This is a genomic window from Sphaerisporangium sp. NPDC049003 (assembly GCF_043197795.1).
Taxonomy (GTDB): Bacteria; Actinomycetota; Actinomycetes; order Streptosporangiales; family Streptosporangiaceae; genus Sphaerisporangium.
Window position 1 is genome coordinate 171,481 of the sequence record NZ_JBICTU010000014.1, and the last position, 21,190, is coordinate 192,670.

The window sequence follows — 21,190 nt, forward strand, 5'->3', positions numbered from 1 at the left end:
CGTGGATGCAGTTAGTCGCCTGACCAGCATGGGATCATCGTCGCTCGCCGGACACCTCGGAGATCTGTCCGAAGTTCCGGAGATTATTCGGCCGCTAGTCGATTCGAAGAACGGCTTTTATGCCTTCGAATCGGCGCTATATGTGCTGCCTTGGGGTGATATCGAGAGAAGTGCGCAGCATTGGAATTCTCCCGATCTATGGACCCGAGAGTACGGTGATCCTGTATCCGGGCTCTTGTTCTTCGCGGAAGATGCGTTTGGGTTCCAATTCGCGGCGGGTATGGATGGGATATATTCGTTCAACCCGGAAATCGCTGAACGCGAGCTCGTGGCGTCAACTGTGGATTCCTGGGCGTCGCTGATTCTAGATGATTATGAGATGCAAACGGGATTCCCGGTCATTCATGAGTGGCAACAAAAGAATGGCGCCATCAGCAAAGGATGCAGATTGGCGCCGGTCGTTCCTTTCTTTCTGGGTGGCAAGTTCGAGGCTGAGGAAATGCGCATGAAGGAGTCGGTATCGCTGATGCGTTTCAGGGCGGACGTGTATCGACAAGTAGAAGGCTTGCCTGATGGGACTCAAATCCGAATGAGGATCGAGTGAGGTGTCGACTGGCATAAGGCTCGCCGGGCGCGGTGAAGCCCAGCGTCGCCGCCGTCCGACTACGGCGGCCCTGGAGAGCTCCTGAGTCTGGGGCTCGATCTTGCGTTGTTGCTGTACTTCTGGGTGGCCCGGGGGGCAGGGCGGGGTGAAGGGGATCAGCGGGCATTGCGTAACCTCTGCCTGGAGGTATGCTCCTGCTGCGGGGCGGGGTCTCCGGACGAGGGAAGCGGACATGACCGACCTGACCGAGCGCGCTGTGAAGCTGGACGCCGTGGACGCGATGGCGTATCTCCGTGACGAGTTCGACCTCGATCCCGCTGTGGTCTACCTGGACGGCAACTCCCTCGGTGCTCCGCCTCGGCGGGTGGCCGGGCGGGTGGAGGAGGTCGTGCGGGAGCAGTGGGGGCGCAGGCTCATCAGGTCGTGGCCGGAGAGGTGGTGGACGGCGCCCGAGCGGGTGGGGGAGCTGATCGCCCCGCTGGTGGGCGCGGCCCCCGGGCAGGTCGTGGTGGCCGACTCGACCAGCGTCAACATCTTCAAGGCCCTGGTGGCCGCAGTACGGCTGTCGCCGGGGCGGCGGGAGATCGTGGTGGACGCGGCCACGTTCCCGACCGACGGGTACATCGCGGAGTCGGTGGCCGAGCTGACCGGCATGGTGCTCCGGCCGGTCGGCGTGGACGAGCTCGATGATGCGCTGAGCGAGCAGACGGCGGTGGTCCTGCTCAACCACGTGGACTACAAGACCGGGCGCCTGTACGACATGGCCCGCCTCACGGCCAGGGTCCACTCGGTGGGCGCGCGGGTGGTGTGGGATCTGTGCCACAGCGCGGGCGTGCTCCCGATCGAGCTGGACGCGCTCGGCGTCGACCTGGCCGTCGGATGCACGTACAAGTTCCTCAACGGCGGCCCGGGGTCACCCGCCTTCGTCTACGTGCCGCGTGATCTCCAGGGGTCGTTCCGCCAGCCGCTGTCGGGGTGGGGTGGCCACCGTGATCCGTTCGCGATGGCCCCGGCGTACGAGCCGGCGCCCGGGATCGCCCGTGCCCGGGCCGGTACTCCCGACATCCTTTCGCTGCTGGCACTGGAGGCCGCGCTGGAGGTCTGGGACGGCGTGGACCTCGCGGACGTACGGGCCAAGGGCCTGTCGCTCACCGGGTTCTTCATGGAGTGCGTGGACGAGCTGCTCGGGGACGCCGTCGAGGTGGTCACCCCACGCGACGGGAACCGTGGCCACCAGGTCTCACTGCGCCACCCCGGCGCGGGGGAGCTCGTCGCCGAGCTGACGGCCCGCGAGGTCATCGGCGACTTCCGCACCCCCGACATCCTCCGCTTCGGTTTCGCCCCCTTGTACAACAGCTACACGGACGCCGTCCACGCCGCCCAATCCCTCACCGACGTACTGGCCTCACGAAAGTAGGGACGCCTGCCGCTCGTAGGTGCTGCGAATCAGGAGTGGGCGCTGGGCCTGGGGTGCTGGGTGGTCAGTCGCCGATCGAGGTGCAGGGGCGGCTGCGGATGTCGGTGACGTAGTCGTCGGGGGCCCCGGCCTTTTCGGCGGCGTCGGCGAGGATGCCCAGGTAACGGGCGGACGGCAGGCCGCCCTCGTACCCGTCGAGCACGTAGAACCACGCGACGATCTCGCCGTCGAGGGTCGCCACCCGCAGTTTGACCTTGTGGTAGAGCCCCAGCGCGGCCCCCTCCCACTGGTCGAGCGAGGACTCGTCCCAGTCGGGCACGTCGTAGAGGACCACGAAGACGTGCTCGTCGGGGCTTTCGGCGATCGTGGCGAGCGCGCCCTCCCACCCGACGTCCTCGCCGCCGAAGGTCAGGCGCCAGCCCTGCAGCCAGCCCGTCCCGCGCATGGGCGAGTGGGGAGCCCTCTGGGCCATCTGCTTGGGGTCCATGTTGCTGCCATAGGCGGCGTAAACAGGCACGGCACACAAGAGTAATCCAAGATCCGGGTGCTGATCCGGCCGGGCGCTTCCAACACGCGGCCCGAGCGTGGCGGCGGCTTTCTTTCTTCCGGTGATGAGCCTTCGGATCAGTGGATTCCTAGGGGTTTTCCGGTGAGAATCGAGCTTTTTTACCGGTCTTCGATGCATCTCATCGGGTATTGCACCCCGGGCACCCCGCGCCATACGGGACAATGGGGTATGTGACGAGGATTGTGATCATTGGCGGCGGGCCCGGAGGTTACGAGGCGGCGCTGGTCGCGGCTCAGCTCGGAGCCACGGCCACCGTGGTCGAGCAGGACGGGCCGGGTGGGGCGTGCGTGCTCACCGACTGCGTGCCGTCCAAGACCATGATCGCCACATCTGTCCGCAAGCAGGCCCTTCTGGATGGATCCTCCCTCGGTGTCAATTTCACCGGTGGACTCGACGGGGACGTGGGCGGCATCCAGGTCGACATGCCGCTGGTGAACAAACGCGTCAAGGAGCTTGCACAGGCCCAGTCGGCAGACATCGCGGCCAGGCTCACCGCCGAGGGCGTCGAGATCATCCGGGGTTCGGGGCGCCTGGTCGACCCGCAGGTCGTGCGCGTGGGCGACCAGACCATCAGGGCCGACGTCGTCATCGTGGCCACCGGCGCGACCCCGCGCGTGCTGCCGGGCGCCGAGCCCGACGGGGAGCGCGTGCTCACCTGGCGGCAGCTCTACGACCTCGACGAGGTGCCCGAGCACCTCATCGTCGTCGGCTCCGGCGTCACCGGCGCCGAGTTCGCCGGCGCGTACCGCTCGCTGGGCTCGGAGGTCACGCTCGTCTCCTCCCGTGACCGGATGATGCCGAACGAGGACGCCGACGCGGCCGAGGTCCTCGAAGAGGTCTACCGGCGCCGTGGCATGAACGTCATGGGCAAGTCCCGTGCCTCCTCGGTCAAGCGCACCGAGCACGGCGTGGTCGTCACCCTGGAGGACGGCCGCACCGCCGAGGGCAGTCACTGCCTCATGACGGTCGGCATGATCCCGAACACTTCCGGCCTGGGCCTGGAGGAAGCGGGCGTCACCCTCGACAGGAACGGCTTCGTCCAGGTCGACAAGGTGTCCCGTACCTCGGCCCCCGGGGTCTACGCCGCGGGCGACTGCACCGGTGTGCTCATGCTCGCCTCCGTGGCGGCCATGCAGGGCCGCATCGCGGTCTGGCACGCGCTGGGGGAGGCCGTGCAGCCCCTGCGCCTCGCCACCGTGGCGTCCACCATCTTCACCGACCCGGAGATCGCCGCCGTCGGCGTCTCGCAGCGGCAGATCGAGGCGGGCGAGGTCGAGGCCAACGTCGTCAAGCTGCCCCTCTCCACCAACGCCCGCGCGAAGATGCAGGGCTTCAACGACGGCTTCGTGAAGTTGTTCTGCCGCCCGCACACCGGCATCGTGCTCGGCGGCGTCGTCGTCGCCCCGCGTGCCTCTGAGCTGATCCTTGCCCTGTCGCTGGCCGTCCAGCACCGGCTCACGGTCGACCAGATCGCTCACACGTTCGCGGTCTACCCCTCGCTGGCCGGCTCGATCACCGAGGCCGCCCGGCGCCTGATGCTTCCCGTCCAGTCCACCGTGATCTGACCACGGCGACCGCCGTGACCACGGCGGCCCGCCGGCCGGTCACGTCAGGCGGGATCTGACGCGTCCGAGGGCGTCCCTGCCGTGATAGACGGCCGCTGCGACCCCCGCGAGCTGGGGGATGTTCTGGGCGGCGTTGAGCGACTGCTTGGCGGCCTCGTAGGCGTCCAGCGCGCGGCGCCAGTCCTGGTCCACGCCGCTGGTGGTCATATGGTTGATCTTGTAGTCGAAGTCCAGCGAGTCGATCTCCTCGCCCAGCTTGATCACCTCCTCCTCGGCGGTCCGCCGCGCTGTGGCGTACCGGCGCTCCCGCTCGACCCTGCGGCGGTGGGAGAGCCCCCAGAGGATCAGGGTGACGCTGAGGCCCACGCCGCTGAGGATCACCAGCACCAGGCCCAGCCCGCCGGTTCCGCGAGTGACGACCGGCTGAGCCGAAGATGGGTCGCCCGCGTCTTCAGAGCCGGTGGGAAGAAGCTCGGACAGCTTGCCGAGCGCGTCGTACGGCACGTTCTCCGGAGTGCCGAGCGCTCCGGTGAGGTCGACGTCGTCGGCCTGGATGAAGGACGCCTTCTCGACCGTCGCCCCGCTGAGGTCCGCACCGTTCAGCTCCGCCTGGACGAACTCGGCCTTCGTGAGGTTGGCGCCCTTGAACACCGCGAACTGAAGCTTGGCCTGGCCGAGCTTGGCGTCGCGGAGCTTGGCCCCTGTGAAGTCGGCGTTCCTGGCCTGGATCTGGCCCAGGGTGGCCTCGTTGAGGTCCGCGTCGACCAGTGTCGCGTCGGTCAGGTTCGCCTGGGTCAGCTCGGCCCTGGCCATGATGGCCCCGGTGAGGTCGGCGTGCGGGAACTCGGCCTGGCCGCCGTGGGCGTCGGTGAGGATCGTCCTACGCAGGGTGGCGTGCTTGGCGTGCATCTGGCCGAGATCGGCGTCGGAGAGATCGGCGCCGCTCAGGTCCGCGTACTCCAGGCGGGCCTGGGTGAAGTCCGCCTCCTTCATCGAGGCGTTCCGGAGGATGGCCCCCGTCAGGTCCTTCTGGGTGAGGTCGACCTCGTCCAGCTTGGCGTTGGTCAGGTCGGCACAGCGCAGGTTGTACGGGAGCGTGGCCCCGTTGGTGAAGTTCCTGCCTCGCAGCTTGGCACCCGACCCGGGCTTGCACGGCGCCGTCAGCACGGCTTCCGACGCCGAGATCGTGACCGTCACGGCCCCCGGCGTGGAGGCGGACGCCGGCAGGGCCGACACGGCTAGGACGAACAGCCCGGATACAAGGGCCAGGGGGATGGAACGACGCAACGCGGCCTCCTCGACAACTGCGCCGAGTGTGACAGGTGATCATATACGCGGGGTTGCACGCGCCTTGCAGATCGCTTTCGCCATCCCCGGCCACACGTGGCGACGATCCGCACGGTCGTACACGTGAAGCGGTCGTACACGTGAAGCGGTCGTACACGTGAAGCGGTCGTACACGTGAAGCGGTCGTACACGTGAAAGAGCCCCGGCGGGCCGATTGGCCCGCCGGGGCTCTGAGGAACACGTGGCCGTGACGATCACCACGAGCCGAAGGAGCCGACCGGGACTACCAGTCTCCGCCGCCGCCGAAGTCTCCGCCGCCGAAGTCGCCCCCGCCGCCCCAGTCTCCGCCGCCGCCGAAGTCGCCTCCGCCGCCCCAGTCGCCGCCACCGGCCGACTCGGCGCCCGCGGCGTATCCGGCGTCATAGCCGCCGCTGTGACCCCAGCCGCCGAAGGAACTGCCGAGCATGGTGCCGATCAGCATGCCCGTCATCAGGTCGCCGCCGCCGAAGCCGCCGTAGTACCCGGAGGCGTAGGGGGCGTACGCGGGACCGGCGTCCCAGTAGGGACGGCGCTGACCGTCGACCATGACCTCGCGCATGTGCGGGTCGAAGCCCTGCTCCACGCGCTGCGCGTCGGCCGCGCAGGCGGGCACGTCGCGGGGGGCGCCGTTCGGCGGGGCCCACAGGACGTCGCGGACGGACGGGCCGTGCTGCGGGTTGAAGAAGCACGGTGCGCGCCGCTCGGGAAGCCTCTCGTTGTTCACGCGCGCCTTGACGCAGGCGAGGGCGTAACGGCCCTCCTCAAGGGCGGTGGTCACGCCGCGGAGCTCGTCCGTGCGCTTGACCGCCGCGAGCTCGTTCTTGGCGCGCTCGTAGGCGTCGAGGGCCTGCTGCCAGTCGGCCTGGGTCTGGGCCTGGTTGTCGGACACCCTGACGTCGAGGTCGAGCGCGGTGATCTCCTCACCGAACTTGGTGACGTCCTCCTCGACGGTCTGCTTGACCGCGGCGAGCTCACGGGCCTCCTGGGCCTCGCGGTCACGCTTCTTCTTGCGGGAGTACAGGAAGATGCCGAGGCCGCCCACCAGGGCGAGGACCAGGATGCCGATCAGCACCCCGCCACCGCCGCCGCTGCTCGCGGCGCTTCCGGACTTCAGGGCCCCCTTGGTGTCACCGCTGACGGCCTTGTCGACCCGCTCGACGAAGTCCTTCATGCCGGTGACGACGTCCTTGTTGTTGCTGGTCGCCGCGGTGGCGAGCTGACCCGCCAGGCCGGTCTTGCGGATGGCGCTGGACCCCGCGAACAGCGTGGTGCCGTCGAGGATCGCGACAGTGGCACGCGGACGGCCCTGCTGCGAGAGCGCCTGGCCGAGGGCGGTGATCAGGTGACCCGCAGAGGCGCTGTCGGTCACCGTGCCGTCGGCGAGGGCGGCGACGTAGATCTTGCTGTTCGCGCCCTTCACCGCGTCACGGATGTCGGACACCTGGCTGGAGCTGAGCGCCACGCCCGGCCCGGCGTAGACCGGGTCGCCGGTCTTCCAGGCGGACACGATCGCGTTCGGATCGGGCGGGGCCGCGGCCCGCGCGGCGGGCGACAGCGCGAGAAGCGTGAGAAGTGCGGCCAGCATGGCCACGACTGTGGCTGTGGCGCGGCGCACCGGATGAGTGGTCACGGCTATATGCCTCCTTCGCCCTACAGGACGAACGGGACGTCGACTAGGTTCCTCGAAACGCAACCGTATCTCGATCCGCCGGGCGACCGGCATCGCAGCGGTGGTCAGGCGTCCTTGATCTCGCAGATGGAGGCTCCCGCGGTGACCGTCTGCCCGACGGCCGCGACCAGGCCCGTCACAGTGCCGCCCTTGTGGGCGGTGAGCGGCTGCTCCATCTTCATTGCTTCCAGCACCACGATGGTGTCGCCGGACTGGACGACATCGCCGTCGGAGGCCGTCACCTTGACGATCGTGCCCTGCATGGGGCTGACCAGCGAGTCGCCGCTCACCGCCGCCGCCGAGCCCTTGCCGGCGGCGCGCCGGGCGGGCTTCTTGGGGACGGACTGCCGTGCCATCGCGGGCGCGACGGGCAGCACCACCTCAAGGCGCTTGCCGCCGACCTCCACGACCACTCGCTCGCGCTCGACCGGCTCCTCTGTCGCGGTCTCCCCGGCGTAGGGCTCGATCACGCCGTCGAACTCGGTCTCGATCCACCGGGTGTGCACGCTGAAGGGCTCATCGGTGAAGGCGGGGTCGGACACGACGGCCCGGTGGAAGGGCAGGACGGTGGGCATGCCCTCGACGGAGAACTCCTCCAGCGCGCGGCGGGAGCGCGCGAGGGCCTCGGCCCTGGTGCGGCCGGTGACGATCAGCTTGGCCACCAGCGAGTCGAACGACTGCGGGACCGTCATGCCGGCCTCGTACCCCGCGTCGAGGCGCACGCCGGGGCCCGCGGGGGCGCGCATCGTGGTCAGCGTGCCGGGTGCGGGCAGGAAGTTGCGCCCGGCGTCCTCGGCGTTGATCCGGAACTCGATCGAGTGCCCCCGGACCTCGGGGTCGTCGTACCCGATCGGCTCGCCGTCGGCGACGCGGAACATCTCGCGCACCAGGTCGATGCCCGTGACCTCCTCGCTGACGGGGTGCTCGACCTGCAGCCGGGTGTTGACCTCCAGGAAGGAGATCGTGCCGTCCTGGCCGACCAGGAACTCGCAGGTGCCCGCCCCGACGTAGCCGGCCTCCTTGAGGATGGCCTTGGAGGAGCTGTAGAGCAGCTCCCGCTGCTCGCTGGACAGGAACGGGGCCGGGGCCTCCTCGACCAGCTTCTGGTGCCGTCGCTGCAGCGAGCAGTCGCGGGTGGAGATCACCACCACGTTGCCGTGCCGGTCGGCCAGGCACTGCGTCTCCACGTGGCGGGGCCGGTCGAGGTAGCGCTCCACGAAGCACTCACCGCGCCCGAACGCCGTCACGGCCTCGCGCACCGCCGACTCGTACAGGTCGGGGATCTCCTCCATCGTGCGGGCGACCTTCAGCCCGCGCCCGCCGCCGCCGAAGGCGGCCTTGATCGCGATCGGCAGGCCGTGCTCTGCGGCGAAGGCGACGACCTCCTCCACGCCGGACACCGGGTCGGGCGTGCCCGCCACCAGCGGCGCGCCCACCCGCTGGGCGATGTGCCGGGCGGCCACCTTGTCGCCGAGCGACGTGATCGCCGACGGCGGGGGGCCGATCCACACCAGCCCGGCGTCGATCACGGCCTGGGCGAACTCGGCGTTCTCCGCCAGGAAGCCGTACCCGGGATGGACGGCGTCCGCACCGGACACGGCCGCGATGCGCAGCAACTTGCCGATGTCGAGGTACGTCTCGGCGGGTGACTGCCCGCCGAGCGCGTACGCCTCCTCCGTCATCCGCACGTGAAGGGCGTCGAGATCTTGGTCGGCGTACACCGCGACGCCGATCAGCCCGGCATCCTTGCATGCGCGGGCGATCCGCACCGCTATCTCGCCACGATTGGCGATCAGGACCTTCTGCACCGAGGTTGTCCCTTTCCTCCAAAGGCCTTGCGCGCCTCCCACGGAGTGTAAGCGGCCTCTGATCTCGCGTGAGCCCCTACCCCCGGCCTTTCTTCCCGGGAACCGGGCACCCCCGTGTGGGTGGGGGGTGATAACTACTCGGTATAACCAGTGCGCCATAGGGGTTTCACGTCTAGGGTAGGGGCGTTTGGCTACCCCCTGTATGCAGACGATCCCGAAGGAGACCGGCATGAGCCAGAGCCTGCTCGGCGGCGACCCCGTGGAAATGCAGAACATGGCCGCTCAGTTCACGCAGCAGGCGGAGCAGGTGCGCCAGACGATGGCGGCGCTCGACCGTGAGGCGGCGAAGGTCGGCACCGCGTGGACGGGCCCCGGTGCGGTGCGGTTCGGCGGTGCCTGGCAGAACTACCGTCAGGCGTTCCAGAGGATGTCGGAGGAGTTGGCCGAGGCCTCCCGCATCATCACCACCTACCGCGGCAACATCGAGTCCGCGACGCGATAGCGCGCGAGGCCGGAGCCCGGCGGGTGGAGTTCCCCGCCGGGCTTTCGTGTTTCCGGGCCGTCTTCCGTGCCCTTAACGCCCTATTGACCGCTGGTGCCTCGCAAAGTCAGACACGAGTGCGGTTTCCGGGCTTATTACGGCGATCCTGATCCAATCTGAGTAATGTCGGTGCTCGCCAGCAGTGTCCCCAAACTCTGGAGTCCTCACCGATGAGGGTTACCGAGCAACCCCCCTTCCGTGGCCCAGAGGCGCGACGGCTCGCCGGCAAGACGCCGTCACCCGGTTTCCCGCAGGGACGGAAGCTGCCCGTCGCCCCTCGCGAGCGCAGGCCCGCCCTGGCGCTGCTGGCCATCCTGCTGATCGTCGGCGGCGCTCTGGTCACGGCCGTGATGTTCGTCCGGAACGGCGAGCGGGTGTCGGCCATCGCGGTGACGGAGCGGGTGGGGGCCGGTCAGCGGATCCCGGTACGGGCGCTCAAGGAGGTGCGGATCGCGGTCGCGGACGTCCGGTACGTCCCGTGGTCCGCCCGCGAGGAGGTGGGCCGGCAATTCGCCGCCGTCGACCTCGTGCCGGGGACGCTGCTGAACGACGGGATGGTGGCGCTCGCCTCCTCGGAACTGCGCCCGGGCAAGGCGGTCGTCGGGCTCCTGCTCAAGGCCGGCCAGGTTCCTCCCGGCCTCCAGAAGGGCGACCGGGTCCAGGTGATCTTCGTGCCCGGCGGGGACGGCACGGTCGAGGGCGGCAGGGTCCTCGCCGCCCACGCACTGGTCAACTTCGTGGACGACGGGCCGAGCGGCTCGGGAGGCGGGTCCACGTCATTGTCGGTCGTCGTCGACACCGAGGTCGCGCCCACCATCGTGGCCCACGCGTCGGCGGGCCGCATCGGCCTGGCTTACCTCCCTGGACTGCCGGCCGAGGTACCTCCGCAGGCGCCGCCCACCGGCGGGCCATCCGCCGGTACGACCTCGGACCCGAATGACGCCACGACCGGCGCGCCCGGTCCGGACGCGCGGCAGACCCCACGGCCCTCGACGCGGCCCTCAACGACCCCACGGCCCTCGACGACCCCGCGCGGCGGGACCCAGCCGGTCCGTACGCCCTCGTCCCGTCCGACCGGCGGCACGACCGCCAGGCCGAGCGCCAGGCCGACAGGCCGCCCGACCACAACGCCGACCACCCGGCGAACCACCGGCCCGACCCCGACGGCGACCGACAGGCAGGGCTGAGAGGCATGGCACTGATCGCGCTCGCCGCGGACAAGGGCGCCCCGGGGGTCACGACCGCGGCCACCGCGCTCGCGGCGGTCTGGCCGCGCCAGGCGCTGCTCGCCGAGTGCGACGCCGCCGGAGGCGATCTCGCCTACCGCCTGCCCGCGGAGCAGGGTCATCCCCTCGACGCGGGGAGGGGTCTCCTCAGCCTGGGAGTCGCCGCCCGCAGGGGGCTGGACGCCTCGCTGGTCCACGAGCACACCCAACGGCTCGTCGGGGGGCTGGAAGTCCTCGCGGGCATCGGCGGAGCCGAACAGGCCTCCGGGCTGACGTGGCTCTGGGAACCGCTGGCGCTGGCGTTCAGGGAACTGCCCGGCACGGACGTCATCGCCGACTGCGGCCGGGTGGGGTCCTACCCTCCGATCAACGGCCTGCTGGCCGCCGCCGACCTCGTCCTGCTGCTCGCCCGCCCCCAGCTCGACCAGGTGGCCCACCTCCGTGACCGTGTCGCGGCGCTGACCGACGCCCTCGCCGAGCGCACGCCGGCCCCGCCCCCCGTGGGCGTCGTGGTGATCGCCGAGGCCAAGAGGTTCAAGAAGGCGATCGCCGAGGTGCGTCGCGTGCTCGCCGCGAGCGGGACGCCCGACGTGGTGCTCGGCGGCCTCGCCCACGACGTCAGGGGCGCCGAACTGCTGCGCGGTGAGTGGGGCGGGCGGCTCGGCCGTACCCTGCTCATCCGCTCGGCGCGCGAACTCGCCGCCACCGTTCTCTCCCGGACCGACCACGGAGCCCGCCAGCAGGGCCGCCACGCCCAACCCCCCGCGATAGCCCCCGAAAGAAGCACGGCATGACCCCCGCGACGCCGGTGATCCAGTTGTCGCTGGTCCTGCTGGGTGGGGCGGCGATCGGTGGCGGGGTGTTCCTGCTTGTGGCGTTCTTGAGGGGCGGCACGAGAGCCTCCGCCCGTACGGACCGGCCGGCCGGGCCCCGTGCGACGAAGCTTTCCGTTCGCGCGACGGCAGCTGTCGCCGTCGGCGGCGCCGTACTGATCGCCACCGGCTGGCCTGTGGTCGCCGCGGGCTGCGGCCTGCTGGTTCTCGGCTGGCATGGACTGGTGGGCGGCGCCGCCGAGGAGCGCGCCGCGACGCGCCGTCTGGAGGCGCTCGCCGCCTGGACCGACTCGCTGAGGGAGAGCGTCGTGGGCACGGCGGGCCTGGAGCAGGCGATCCCGGCCTCGGTACGGGCGGCCGCCCCGACCCTCCAGCCACACCTGGTCGCCCTGGTCGACAGGCTCCACACCCGGATGCCGCTTTCGGACGCCCTCCACCGCTTCGCCGACGACATCGGCGACTCCTCCGCCGACCTTGTCATCGCCGCCCTGATCCTCAACGCCAAGCTGCGCGGGCCGGGTCTTCGCGAGGTGCTCGGCGCGCTCGCGGGATCGGCCCGCGAGGAGCTTCACATCCGCCGCAGGGTCGAGGCCGAGCGGCGTTCCGCCCGGCGCGGCGTCCAGATCGCGGTGGGCGCGTCGCTCGGGTCGGCCGCCGCTCTGGTCGTCCTGCGCCCCTCCTACGTCGCCGAGTACACGGGCCCGGCCGGGCAACTCGTCCTGCTGGTCGTGGCGGGGCTGTTCGCCGCGGGTTTCGCCTGGACGCGCGGGCTCCCCAGATTCGACAGACCCGGCCGCACACTGGCCGGACCCCTGCCGGCGCCCACCACCGAGGCGGGGGTGACGCGATGACGGGATCGCTGGCCGGGGGCGCGCTCGTCGGGCTGGGGGTGTTCCTGCTGCTGCGCGCGCTGTTCCCCACCCGGCCGGGGCTCGCCGCACGGCTCCTCGCCGCCGACGCCGTACGTCGTGACGGGCACCGCGCCGGAGAGCCGCCGACCGGGGAGGACACCGGCCCGATCCGCCGCGAGGTCGGCGAGTCCGCCGCGCGCTTCTACGCGGCTCGGGGGTGGGAGCAGCGCTCGGTCCGGGCCGATCTGGCGCTGCTCGGCAGGTCGTTCGAGGACCATCTCGCCTCCAAGTGCCTGCTCGGCGCCGCCGGGCTGCTCGCCGCGCCGACCGTGGCCGCGTGGACCACGCTCATGGGCTGGGAGTTCCGGCTCGCGGTGCCGCTGTCGTCGGCGGTCGTCCTCGCCCTGATCTTGTTCGTACTCCCGGATCTGCGGCTCCGGAGGCACGCCGCCGTCCGCAGGCGCGAGTTCAGGCGCGTCGTCGGCGCCTTCCTCGACCTCGTGGCCGTGAACCTGGCGGGCGGCGCGGGAGTGCCCGAGGCGCTGATGTCGGCCTCGTCCCTCGGAGACGGCTGGGCGATGTGGCGGATCCGCGACGCGCTGGTGAACGCCAGGTTCGCCGCGATCACGCCCTGGCAGGCCCTGGGCCGGCTCGGAGAGGAGATCGACGTGGACGAACTGCGCGACCTGTCGTCCTCGCTGGGGCCGGCCACCGACGACGGCGCGAGGCTTCGGCGGTCCCTGGCGGCCCGCGCCGAGGTCATACGCCGCCACCGGCTGGCGGAGATCGAAGGCCGGGCCGGGGAGCGGTCGATGCTGTTCGCCCGGTTCCTGCTGTGCGCCGGGTTCGCGCTGTTCCTGAGTTATCCCGCCGCCATGAGGATGCTCGGATCATGAGGCGGCGACAGGGAGACCGGGGAGCCTCGGTCATCGAGCTGGCGCTGATCATGCCGGTCGTGCTCGTGGTCATCCTGCTGATCGTCCAGTTCACCCTGGTCTTCCACGGCAGGCAGGTCGCCGACGCGGCCGCGCGGGAGGGCGCGAGGATCGCCCGCGCCGCCGGCACCGGGACGGAGGGCTGGCAGGGCGCCGCCGAGTCCCGCGCCCGTACGGTCGTGCGAACCGTCGGGCCCAAGATGCTCCAGTCCGTCGTCGTACGGGCCTGGCAGAGGGGTGACCAGCGCGGGGTCACCGTCGAGGGCGACGCCGTCGCGGTGGTCCCCCTGCTTCCCGGCATGTCCTTCAGGATCACCTCCACCTTCGGCGGACCCATCGAATGCTTCCGCCCCGACGACGGCAGCCCCGGCTGCCAGTGACCCTCCGGGGCCGGATCACGGGCCTTGGGCGTCTTCGTGACGGTCGGATGGTAGGCATACTCCTGACCATCATCGGATTCGGCGGCGGCGCCCTGGGCAACGGTGCCGCCGCGGGGCCGGGGACAGGTCAGGCATCCCCACGGACAGGCCAGGTCAGGGATCGAGGAAATGGCAACACCACCCGTGCGCCCGCAGGCGCGGACGGCGTCCGGCATCCTGCTCGGCGTCCTCGCCGTCGTCGCCCTGTTCGCCCTGTTCGCCCTGGTGGCCGGGGTGCCGTACGCGCTGGTCCGCGTCTTCGGCTCCCCGCTTCCCGACGGCGGGCTCTCCCTGGACACGCTGGCCCGGCGGCTCGGGCCGGGCGCCGTTCTGGACATGCTTTCGGTGCTCGTCTGGCCGGTCTGGCTCCAGTCGGTCGTCTGCGTGGTCGCCGAGCTGTCCGCGATCGGCAGGGCCGGCGCGCCGCCCCGGATCCCCTTCGCGCGCGGCACCCAGGCCCTGGCTCACCGCCTGGTCACCACCGCGTCCGTACTGGTCACCAGGCCCGCCTCGACCTCGGAGCTCCCGGAGCACCCGGACGACCCCGACGACCCGGAGGCCACGCGCGACCTGCGCGGACTGCCGCACCGTCGCGGGGGACCCCACCCTGGGGTGAACGCGGCCGGGTGGGGCCCGGCATCCCACGAGACGGGCCGGCACGCGGGCGCCCCGGCCCCCGGGCCGGGCGCTCCAGGGATCCAAGGGTCCGCGGCGGGATCGTCCCCCGGGGCGGGGTCGCTCGGCGCGATCTCCGGCTTCGTCAGCGCCGGGTCGCTCAGCGCGGCGGGGTTGCTCGCGGCGCTCGGGCGGAGGCGCAGGGAGCGCCTCTGGACCCGGCCGCCCGGATCCGGGCTCCCGACGCCGACCGGCGACACGGCGCTCGTGGAGAAGGCACTCCTGCTCGCCGCCGACCAGACCGGCGCGAGGACGCTCGACCTCGGCCTGCGCCACCTCAGCAAGGAACTGGCGGTCATGGGTCGCACGCCGCCGACGGTCTACGGTGCCTTCCTCTCCTCCACCCACATCGACCTGTGGATCCATCCGGGCGACGAGGACGTGCCCCCGCCGTGGACGGCCGTGGACGGCGGCCGGGTCTGGCGGCTGGACGCCCTCGACGGCTCGTCCCTGAACGAGCAGGCCGTGGCGGGCACCCTGGCCCCCTATCCGGGGCTTGTCTCCATCGGCACGAACGAGAGCGGGCGCGTGCTGATCGACCTGGAGACGGCCCGCGGCCTGGTCGAGCTTCGCGGTCCTGGACCGAGCGTGGCCGCGGCCCTCGCGGCGGCGGCGGTCGAGCTGGCGACCAGCCGATGGTCCGACCACATGCGGCTGCTCCTGGTCGGCTTCGGCCACGAGCTGGCGATGGTCGCCCCTGACCGGGTCGCCGTCGCCGGGAGCGTCGCCGAGGTGCTGCCTGAACTCACGGCGCGTACGGCCGAGGTCCAGCGGGCGCGTACGGCCGCCGAAGCCGACTCTCGGCGCATCGGCGCTGATGGCGGGGCGTGGATGCCCACGTACCTGTTGTCGGCGTCGCCGGTCACCCCTGAGGAGGCCGCACAGCTGGCGGAGCTGACCCGTAGCGGCACGCGGACGCCCACCGGCTGTCTCATAGCGGGCGACGGGTCGACGGGCTCAGCGTGGACCTGGGAGCTCACCGAGGAAGGCCGGGCCTGCGTCAAGGAGCTGGGTCTGGACGTCGCGGGGCAGCTCCTGAGCGAACGCCAGTACGCGCGGATCGCCGAGCTCTTCCGCACCGCCGTCCACGGGAACCCGCCGCCCCTTCCAGAGCCGGAGCCGAACGGCCTCGCGGCGGCGCAGCTCGACCCGTCCTTCAGCCCGTCGGCGGAGGTCTCGGTGCTCGGGACCGTCCGGGTCCTCACCCCCCGGCCCCTGGAGGAGGATCAGGTGGCCATCTGCTCCGAGCTGGCCGCCTACCTGGCCACGCACCCGGGCGGCGTCCATCCGAGGACTCTGGACGGGGCGCTGTGGCCGGGCGGCGTCGAGGTCGCCGTGCGGGACGCCGCCATCGTCCGCGCGCAGGAGTGGCTCGGCATGGACGGCGCGGGACGTTTCAACCTGTACGTCGACACCGCGGGCCTCCTTCGGCTCGGTCCTGAGGTGCGCGTGGACTGGCCGGTGTTCCGCGAGCTCATCCGTATCGCCCGGTACAACCCCACGAGCGAGGCCGAGGCGCTCGACGACGCTCTCGCCCTGGTCAGAGGGCCGCTGGCGTCGGGGCACCCGGCCGGCCGCTACCTGTGGCTCGCGGGGGACCCGGTGGGCCAGGAGGTCACGGCCCGGGTGTCCGACGCGGCCCACCGGCTGTGCGAGCTGCGCATGCGGGCCGGTGATCCCGATGGCGCCATCGGGGCGGCCCTGGCCGGGCTGCGCGTCTCGGAGGGTGACGAGGGGCTGTGGCGCGACCTGCTGCGGGCCGCGCACGCCACGGGCGACATGGGCACCCTCCAGCTCTGGGTGGGGACGCTGCGGCAGCGCGCCGCCGCCTCCCAGTACTGGGGGCGGCTCGTCCCCGAGACGGAGGCCCTGATCGCGGAACTGCTCCCTTCCCTCGCAGGGAACGGGTGACCCGCCGACGGGCGTGTCGTCAGGTGGTCAGGGCGGTTTGGATGGGGGTGGGGGTTCCGGAGATCACCAGGAGGCCGCGGCCGGGAGGGCCGCCCACCGCGCCGCGCGGCAGCCGGACGTTGAACAGGTCGCCGTCCGCCGGGCTCTGGACCGACAGCAGCAGCCCCGTGCGCGCCTTGCGAGCCTCGGCCACGAACCCCCGGTAGGCCGTCGCGAGGTCACCGGTGGTGCCCGCGATCAGGAGCCCGTGCTCCCCGTCCCTGCCGCTGCGCAGCGTGCCCTCCAGCGCCAGGCCGAGGGGCGAGTCGGGGGACACCAGCTCCGCGTCGTCCACGATGACCACGTACCGGTCGTGGCCGGCGAGCGCGCCGGGCAGGTCGCCCGCCTCCCCGTCCCCGCCGAGGACCGCGAGCACGCCCGGCTCCCCTGACAGCTCGCGCAGGGGGCTGCGCCGGGGCGCCACCACGGCGACCGGTGTGTCCTGGCCGAGCAGCGAGCGGGCGGCGGTGAGCAGCACGGACGACCGGCCGGACCTGGACGGCCCCGCGATCACGGCCGCCGGGCCCTGCGCGAGCAGGTCGACCCCGAGAGGGGCCAGGGAGTCGCCGCCCGCGCCGAGCAGCGCCCACAGGGGCGAGGGCGGCTCGAAGGCGGGGACGAGCTCCAGGGCCTGGGAGGAGGTGATCCGCATGGGCAGCGCGTCCACCTTGAGCAGCGAGCCGGGGCTCGGGAAGCGCGCCGCGGCCGTACGGGCGAGCGCCTGAAGCGCCGCGACCTGGGCGGGGCCCGAGGGATCGACGCACAGCAGGGCGATCTGGCTCTCGACCACGCCCTGCTCGCCGACGGAGATCGCGCGTCCCGGCGGCATGGCGGACGGGAGGCTGCGCGGCGGGAGCCCGGCCAGGCCGTAGTCGGCCGGGTCGGCCAGCCGCATGATCAGCCGGTCCTCGAACAGCGTCGAGATCTGGCCGAGCAGCCCCGACCTGTCGGAGGTCACCACGGCACGCAGCCCGACCGCGGGCCCCTCGCGGAGCAGTTGCATGAGCGCGTCGAGCAGCCGTCCGTAGTCGTAGCCCTCGAACGCCGCCGCGAAGCCCTCCCACCGGTCGAGCATCAGCACCAGCCACGGCATCCGCAGCGTCGCGTCACCCCTGACCCCGTCCAGGGAAGCCGTGGCGCCATCCCCGGCAGGGAAGGCCGTGGTGTGAGGTCTGTTCGCGGCCCTGGCCTCGGCCAGGGAGGCGTACCCGGCCTCGGCGAGGAGTTGCTGCCTGCGGCCGACCTCGGTGCGGAGGCGGGTGAGCAGGCGCTCGACGCGGTCGAGCTGGTCGCGGGTGACGACCGCGCCGCAGTGCGGGAGCGCCACCAAAGGCAGCAGGGAGCCCGAGCCGCAGTCGATCGCGTGCAGGTGTACGTCCTCGGGCGAGGCGTGCAGGGCGATGGAGCCTGCCAGGGTGCGCAGGGCCGTGGACCTGCCGGTGCGGGCCGTGCCGGCGATCAGCAGGTGACCGCCGTGGGCCGGGTCGAGGACGAGCGGCCGGCGGTCCTGGGCCCACGGCAGGTCGGTGAGGCCGAACCACAGCGGCGGCACCTCGCCGCCCCGCGCGGACCTCTCCAAGGGCACCTCGCCGCCCCGCGCGGACGACTCCAGCAGGACCGTGTCGCCGCCGTGCGTGGGCTCCCGCAGCAGGACCCTGTCGCCGCCCCGCGCGGACTTCTCCACAAGGACCGTCTCGGGCAGAGGCGGGAGCCAGGGGCTCGGCTGCTCCTTGATGCCCATGATGCGGGTGGCCTCCACCACGGCGTCCACCAGTACGGCCAGGTCGCTGGTGGGCCCTCCGTTGACCCCGCCCGCGCCTCCCTGCGGACCGGTGCGCAGCGGGTGCCCGAGGTCGCGCCAGCCCACCTCGACGACCCTCGGGCCCGAGCTCCGGCGCGCGGCCTCCGGCACCCTCCCGCCGACCCGCGCCGTCTGGACGGCCTGCGCGGCCCCGATGCCGGAGCGCACGTAACACCGTCCGGGAGTGGACTTGGAGATGTGCGCGGCCTCGGGCCCGGAGATGACGTCGGCCGACTCCGTGGCCTCGGTGACGCGCAGTGCGATGCGCAGCGAGGTGTTCGCCTGGATGTCGGCGGTCACCACGCCTCCGGGCCGCTGGGTGGCGAGGACGAGGTGGATCCCGAGGGAACGGCCGCGCCGGGCGATGTCGACCAGCCCGTCCATGAAGTCGGGCAGCTCGGCCACCATGGCGGCGAACTCGTCGATGATCAGCAGCAGCCGGGGAAGCGGCGCGAGCGGTGCGGCGGCGTGGTCCCTGAGCTCGTGGTAGTCGTCGATGTCCTTGGCCCCGGCCGCGAGCAGCAGCCGCTCCCTGCGGCGGATCTCGGCGGCGAGCGAGGCCAGCGCCCGCTGGGTGAGGTGCTCGTCGAGGTCGCTGACCATGCCGACGGTGTGCGGCAGCCGCACACACTCCTTGAACGCCGCGCCGCCCTTGTAGTCGATCAGCACGAACGTCATCTCGTCGGGCCGGTTGGCGACGGCCAGCGAGCAGATCAGCGTCTGGAGCAACTCCGACTTGCCCGCGCCCGTCGTTCCCGCGACGAGCGCGTGGGGGCCGTCCGTGCGCAGGTCGACGCTGAACGGGCCCTCGGCCCCGACGCCGATCGGCACCTCGGTCGTACGGCCTCCCGACCGCCACCGCGTGGCCACGGCGCGGCCGGTGGGGCTCAGCTCCAGCAGGTCGAGCAGGCGTACGGACCCGGGGAGCACGACCGTGGCGTCGTCCCTGCTCACGTCGCGCAGCGGGGAGAGCGACCGGGCCAGGCGCTCGCACCACGCGGGCGAGACCTGGTCGGCGAGGACCTCGCCGATCGCGTCCAGGCCCCCGCCGCGCAGCCGTACGAACCCCTCGGGCCCGCAGTCGACGACCGTCGCGCACTCCTCAGGGAGGAGCCGCTGGTCCTCGTCGATGGCGATCGTGTAGACCCCGGCGCGTGGCCCCTGCCTGAGAACCTGCGGCATGCCGGGAAGGGCACGCAGCACCTGGGCGCCGTCGAGGATGACCAGCACGTCGTAAGGGCGGTCGTCGTAGGCGGCGAACAGCGGCTCCTCGTCGGGGAGGAACGAGCGCCCCCATCCCTTTGCCGGGGCGAGCGGGGCCAGGCCGTGGTCGTCGGGGCCGAGGCGCTCGCCGATCAGCGCCGCCAGCTCCGCGACCCGCTGGGCCGCCGCCTCGGGGTCGGCGCCGACCAGCGCGACGCAGTCGGCGTCCCGTGGCGCGCAGTGCGGCAGCCAGCGCGTCCAGTTCCACTGAGCCGCCCCGTCGGCCCCGGCGGAGAGCACGACCACGGCGAGGTCGCGGGGGCTGTGCAGGGTGACGGCGGCGCCGACCAGCGACCTCGCGATGCCCAGCGTCACCTCGCGCGGACCGGTCATGCCGGCCACGCCGAGCCTGCGCATCGCCAGCGAGACCGGCACGGCCCCGGACACCGGCAGCTCGGGCAGCGTGATGTCGGGAGACGCGCCGCGCTCGGGAACGAACTCGATCTCCGCCGGCAGGTCGGCCAGGCCGATGCGCAGCCGCAGCGCGTCGGGATCGTGGCTTCTGCGCTCCCACAGGCGCCGCCGGGGACCGGTCGCCGTGAGCAGCAGCTCGGCGGCGTCGGGGGAGGCGGCGCGGCGTTCGAGCTCGTTCACCGCCCTGGCCTTCTCGACCGCCGCCTCGAAGGCCGAAAGGCGCTCCCTGTAGGCCTTCATGTCCTGGCGGTACTTCCTGCGGCCGTGCCGCCGGTCGCTGATCCACTGGCCGATCATGATCACGGGAGTCATCAGCGCGATCAGCAGGTAGTACCAGATGTGGAACACCGCGGCCATGGTGAAACCGAGGAGGGCCGGGAGGCAGGCGGCCAGGAGCTGCAACCGCATGCCCTCGCCCCGCGTGGGCTCCGCCGGCACCTCGAACCGCCTGCGCCGCTCGGCCGGGCGCAGCCGGGGCGGCCGGTTGTAGGCGAGGCCGCCCTCGGGCAGGACGTCCAGGTGCGCGTCGGGCGGCTCGGTCGCCCGTAGGACGAGGACGGAGTTCCCGCAGGTCAGCGGCGCGCCGTCGGGCCAGGGCCGGGGGCCGCTCACCGGCTCGCCCGCGAGCTGGGGGACGGTGTGCGTCGCCCCGCGCGTGAGGGCGCCGATGACCTCGGCCCTCTCGGCGCCGCGTTCGGGGGCCCCGCCCCGTGCGCGCTTCCCCACCTTGCGGCGGGTCCGGCGTGACGTCTTCGCCGGGGGCCTGCCGGGGGATAAGGCGGACCGGACGAGGACCTCGTCCGGTGTGACGCGCACTTCGGCGGCCTCGGGCGGCAGATGGTGGTCGCCGACCGGCACCGCGCACGCGGGATCGGACCCGATGACGTGGACCCCCAGGCCGAGCCTGTGGACCGAGCCCGCAGCGGGCCCCCCGACCACCCTGATCTCGATCACGCCGCCGGGCTCGGTGAGGAGCGTCGACCCGGCGGCCCGCTGGTCGAGCGTCACCAGGTCGCCGTCGCGGAGCGCCGCGACCATGGGCGCGTCCGGGTCGAGCCGCCTGCCGTCGACCCAGAGCGAGGGCGCCTCCCGCCCGCGCGGGCGCGCCTGTCCGCCGAGGCCGTACGGCGCGCGCGCACGCGACAGCCGTACGACGTTGCCGCGGGTCTCTCCCGGCGCGCCTTTCAACGCCGCGGCGAGGCCCGCGACCGTGGTCTCCTCGTCGCCATCGATGACGACGTCACGATGGCCGTGCTCTGAGACCACGGTAAGCATGATCCGCATGCGGCGTCTCCTCCGGGTCCGGCTCCCGCGCATAACGTAGC

The 21,190-nt window shown here is 72.2% G+C and carries 15 protein-coding genes; 10 read left to right on the forward strand and 5 right to left on the reverse strand.

Annotation, left to right across the window (positions count from 1 at the left end):
* Nucleotide 1 precedes the first annotated feature (1 nt).
* A complete protein-coding gene (locus ACGFIV_RS17615; RefSeq protein ID WP_358549204.1) occupies nt 2-604 on the forward strand; it encodes a hypothetical protein in 603 nt (200 codons plus the stop codon).
* A gap of 232 nt (nt 605-836) precedes the next feature.
* The gene (gene kynU / locus ACGFIV_RS17620) at nt 837-2,021 is read left to right on the forward strand and encodes a kynureninase (protein ID WP_358549207.1); all 1,185 of its coding nucleotides are present in this window, start codon (nt 837-839) and stop codon (nt 2,019-2,021) included.
* 64 nt (nt 2,022-2,085) lie between these two features.
* Here the strand turns inward: kynU and ACGFIV_RS17625 are convergent, their stop codons facing one another.
* Entirely contained in the window at nt 2,086-2,538 is a 453-nt protein-coding gene (locus ACGFIV_RS17625; RefSeq protein WP_358549210.1) for a gamma-glutamylcyclotransferase, read from the reverse strand.
* A 221-nt stretch (nt 2,539-2,759) separates the two neighbouring features.
* On the opposite strand from ACGFIV_RS17625, the gene ACGFIV_RS17630 reads away from it, so the two are divergent.
* Nucleotides 2,760-4,154 carry an NAD(P)H-quinone dehydrogenase gene (locus ACGFIV_RS17630; RefSeq protein ID WP_358549214.1) on the forward strand — a complete coding sequence of 465 codons (1,395 nt, stop codon included), beginning with the start codon at nt 2,760-2,762 and terminating at the stop codon, nt 4,152-4,154.
* A gap of 39 nt (nt 4,155-4,193) precedes the next feature.
* Here ACGFIV_RS17630 and ACGFIV_RS17635 read toward each other — a convergent pair whose 3' ends face one another.
* The 3 genes from ACGFIV_RS17635 to ACGFIV_RS17645 all read right to left on the reverse strand — a co-directional run bounded on the left by ACGFIV_RS17635 (nt 4,194) and on the right by ACGFIV_RS17645 (nt 8,957).
* Nucleotides 4,194-5,441: a pentapeptide repeat-containing protein gene (locus ACGFIV_RS17635; protein ID WP_358549216.1), complete on the reverse strand. Its 1,248-nt coding sequence runs from the start codon at nt 5,439-5,441 to the stop codon at nt 4,194-4,196.
* A 283-nt stretch (nt 5,442-5,724) separates the two neighbouring features.
* Nucleotides 5,725-7,110 (reverse strand): hypothetical protein, encoded by a 1,386-nt coding sequence (locus ACGFIV_RS17640; RefSeq protein WP_358555971.1) that lies wholly within the window; start codon nt 7,108-7,110, stop codon nt 5,725-5,727.
* A gap of 104 nt (nt 7,111-7,214) precedes the next feature.
* Complete coding sequence (locus ACGFIV_RS17645) at nt 7,215-8,957, reverse strand: biotin carboxylase N-terminal domain-containing protein (protein WP_358555968.1); 1,743 nt, start codon at nt 8,955-8,957, stop codon at nt 7,215-7,217.
* Nucleotides 8,958-9,186: 229 nt separating this feature from the next.
* On the opposite strand from ACGFIV_RS17645, the gene ACGFIV_RS17650 reads away from it, so the two are divergent.
* From ACGFIV_RS17650 to ACGFIV_RS17680, 7 genes are all read left to right on the forward strand, one after another.
* Complete coding sequence (locus ACGFIV_RS17650; protein WP_392835926.1) at nt 9,187-9,459, forward strand: WXG100 family type VII secretion target; 273 nt, start codon at nt 9,187-9,189, stop codon at nt 9,457-9,459.
* Nucleotides 9,460-9,668: 209 nt separating this feature from the next.
* Nucleotides 9,669-10,685 carry a hypothetical protein gene (locus tag ACGFIV_RS17655; RefSeq protein ID WP_392835929.1) on the forward strand — a complete coding sequence of 339 codons (1,017 nt, stop codon included), beginning with the start codon at nt 9,669-9,671 and terminating at the stop codon, nt 10,683-10,685.
* A gap of 5 nt (nt 10,686-10,690) precedes the next feature.
* Complete coding sequence (locus ACGFIV_RS17660) at nt 10,691-11,518, forward strand: hypothetical protein (RefSeq protein ID WP_358555961.1); 828 nt, start codon at nt 10,691-10,693, stop codon at nt 11,516-11,518.
* Nucleotides 11,515-12,408: a type II secretion system F family protein gene (locus tag ACGFIV_RS17665; RefSeq protein WP_392835933.1), complete on the forward strand. Its 894-nt coding sequence runs from the start codon at nt 11,515-11,517 to the stop codon at nt 12,406-12,408. Before ACGFIV_RS17660 ends, ACGFIV_RS17665 begins: the two co-directional genes overlap by 4 nt.
* Nucleotides 12,405-13,304, forward strand: coding sequence for a type II secretion system protein (locus ACGFIV_RS17670; protein ID WP_358555955.1), 900 nt, complete (start codon nt 12,405-12,407; stop codon nt 13,302-13,304). The genes ACGFIV_RS17665 and ACGFIV_RS17670 overlap by 4 nt, the downstream gene beginning before the upstream one ends.
* Nucleotides 13,301-13,723: a TadE family protein gene (locus ACGFIV_RS17675; protein ID WP_358555952.1), complete on the forward strand. Its 423-nt coding sequence runs from the start codon at nt 13,301-13,303 to the stop codon at nt 13,721-13,723. The genes ACGFIV_RS17670 and ACGFIV_RS17675 overlap by 4 nt, the downstream gene beginning before the upstream one ends.
* A gap of 168 nt (nt 13,724-13,891) precedes the next feature.
* A complete protein-coding gene (locus ACGFIV_RS17680; RefSeq protein ID WP_392835938.1) occupies nt 13,892-16,348 on the forward strand; it encodes a BTAD domain-containing putative transcriptional regulator in 2,457 nt (818 codons plus the stop codon).
* 19 nt (nt 16,349-16,367) lie between these two features.
* Here ACGFIV_RS17680 and ACGFIV_RS17685 read toward each other — a convergent pair whose 3' ends face one another.
* Complete coding sequence (locus ACGFIV_RS17685; RefSeq protein WP_392835941.1) at nt 16,368-21,149, reverse strand: FtsK/SpoIIIE domain-containing protein; 4,782 nt, start codon at nt 21,147-21,149, stop codon at nt 16,368-16,370.
* Between the last annotated feature and the right edge of the window lie 41 nt (nt 21,150-21,190).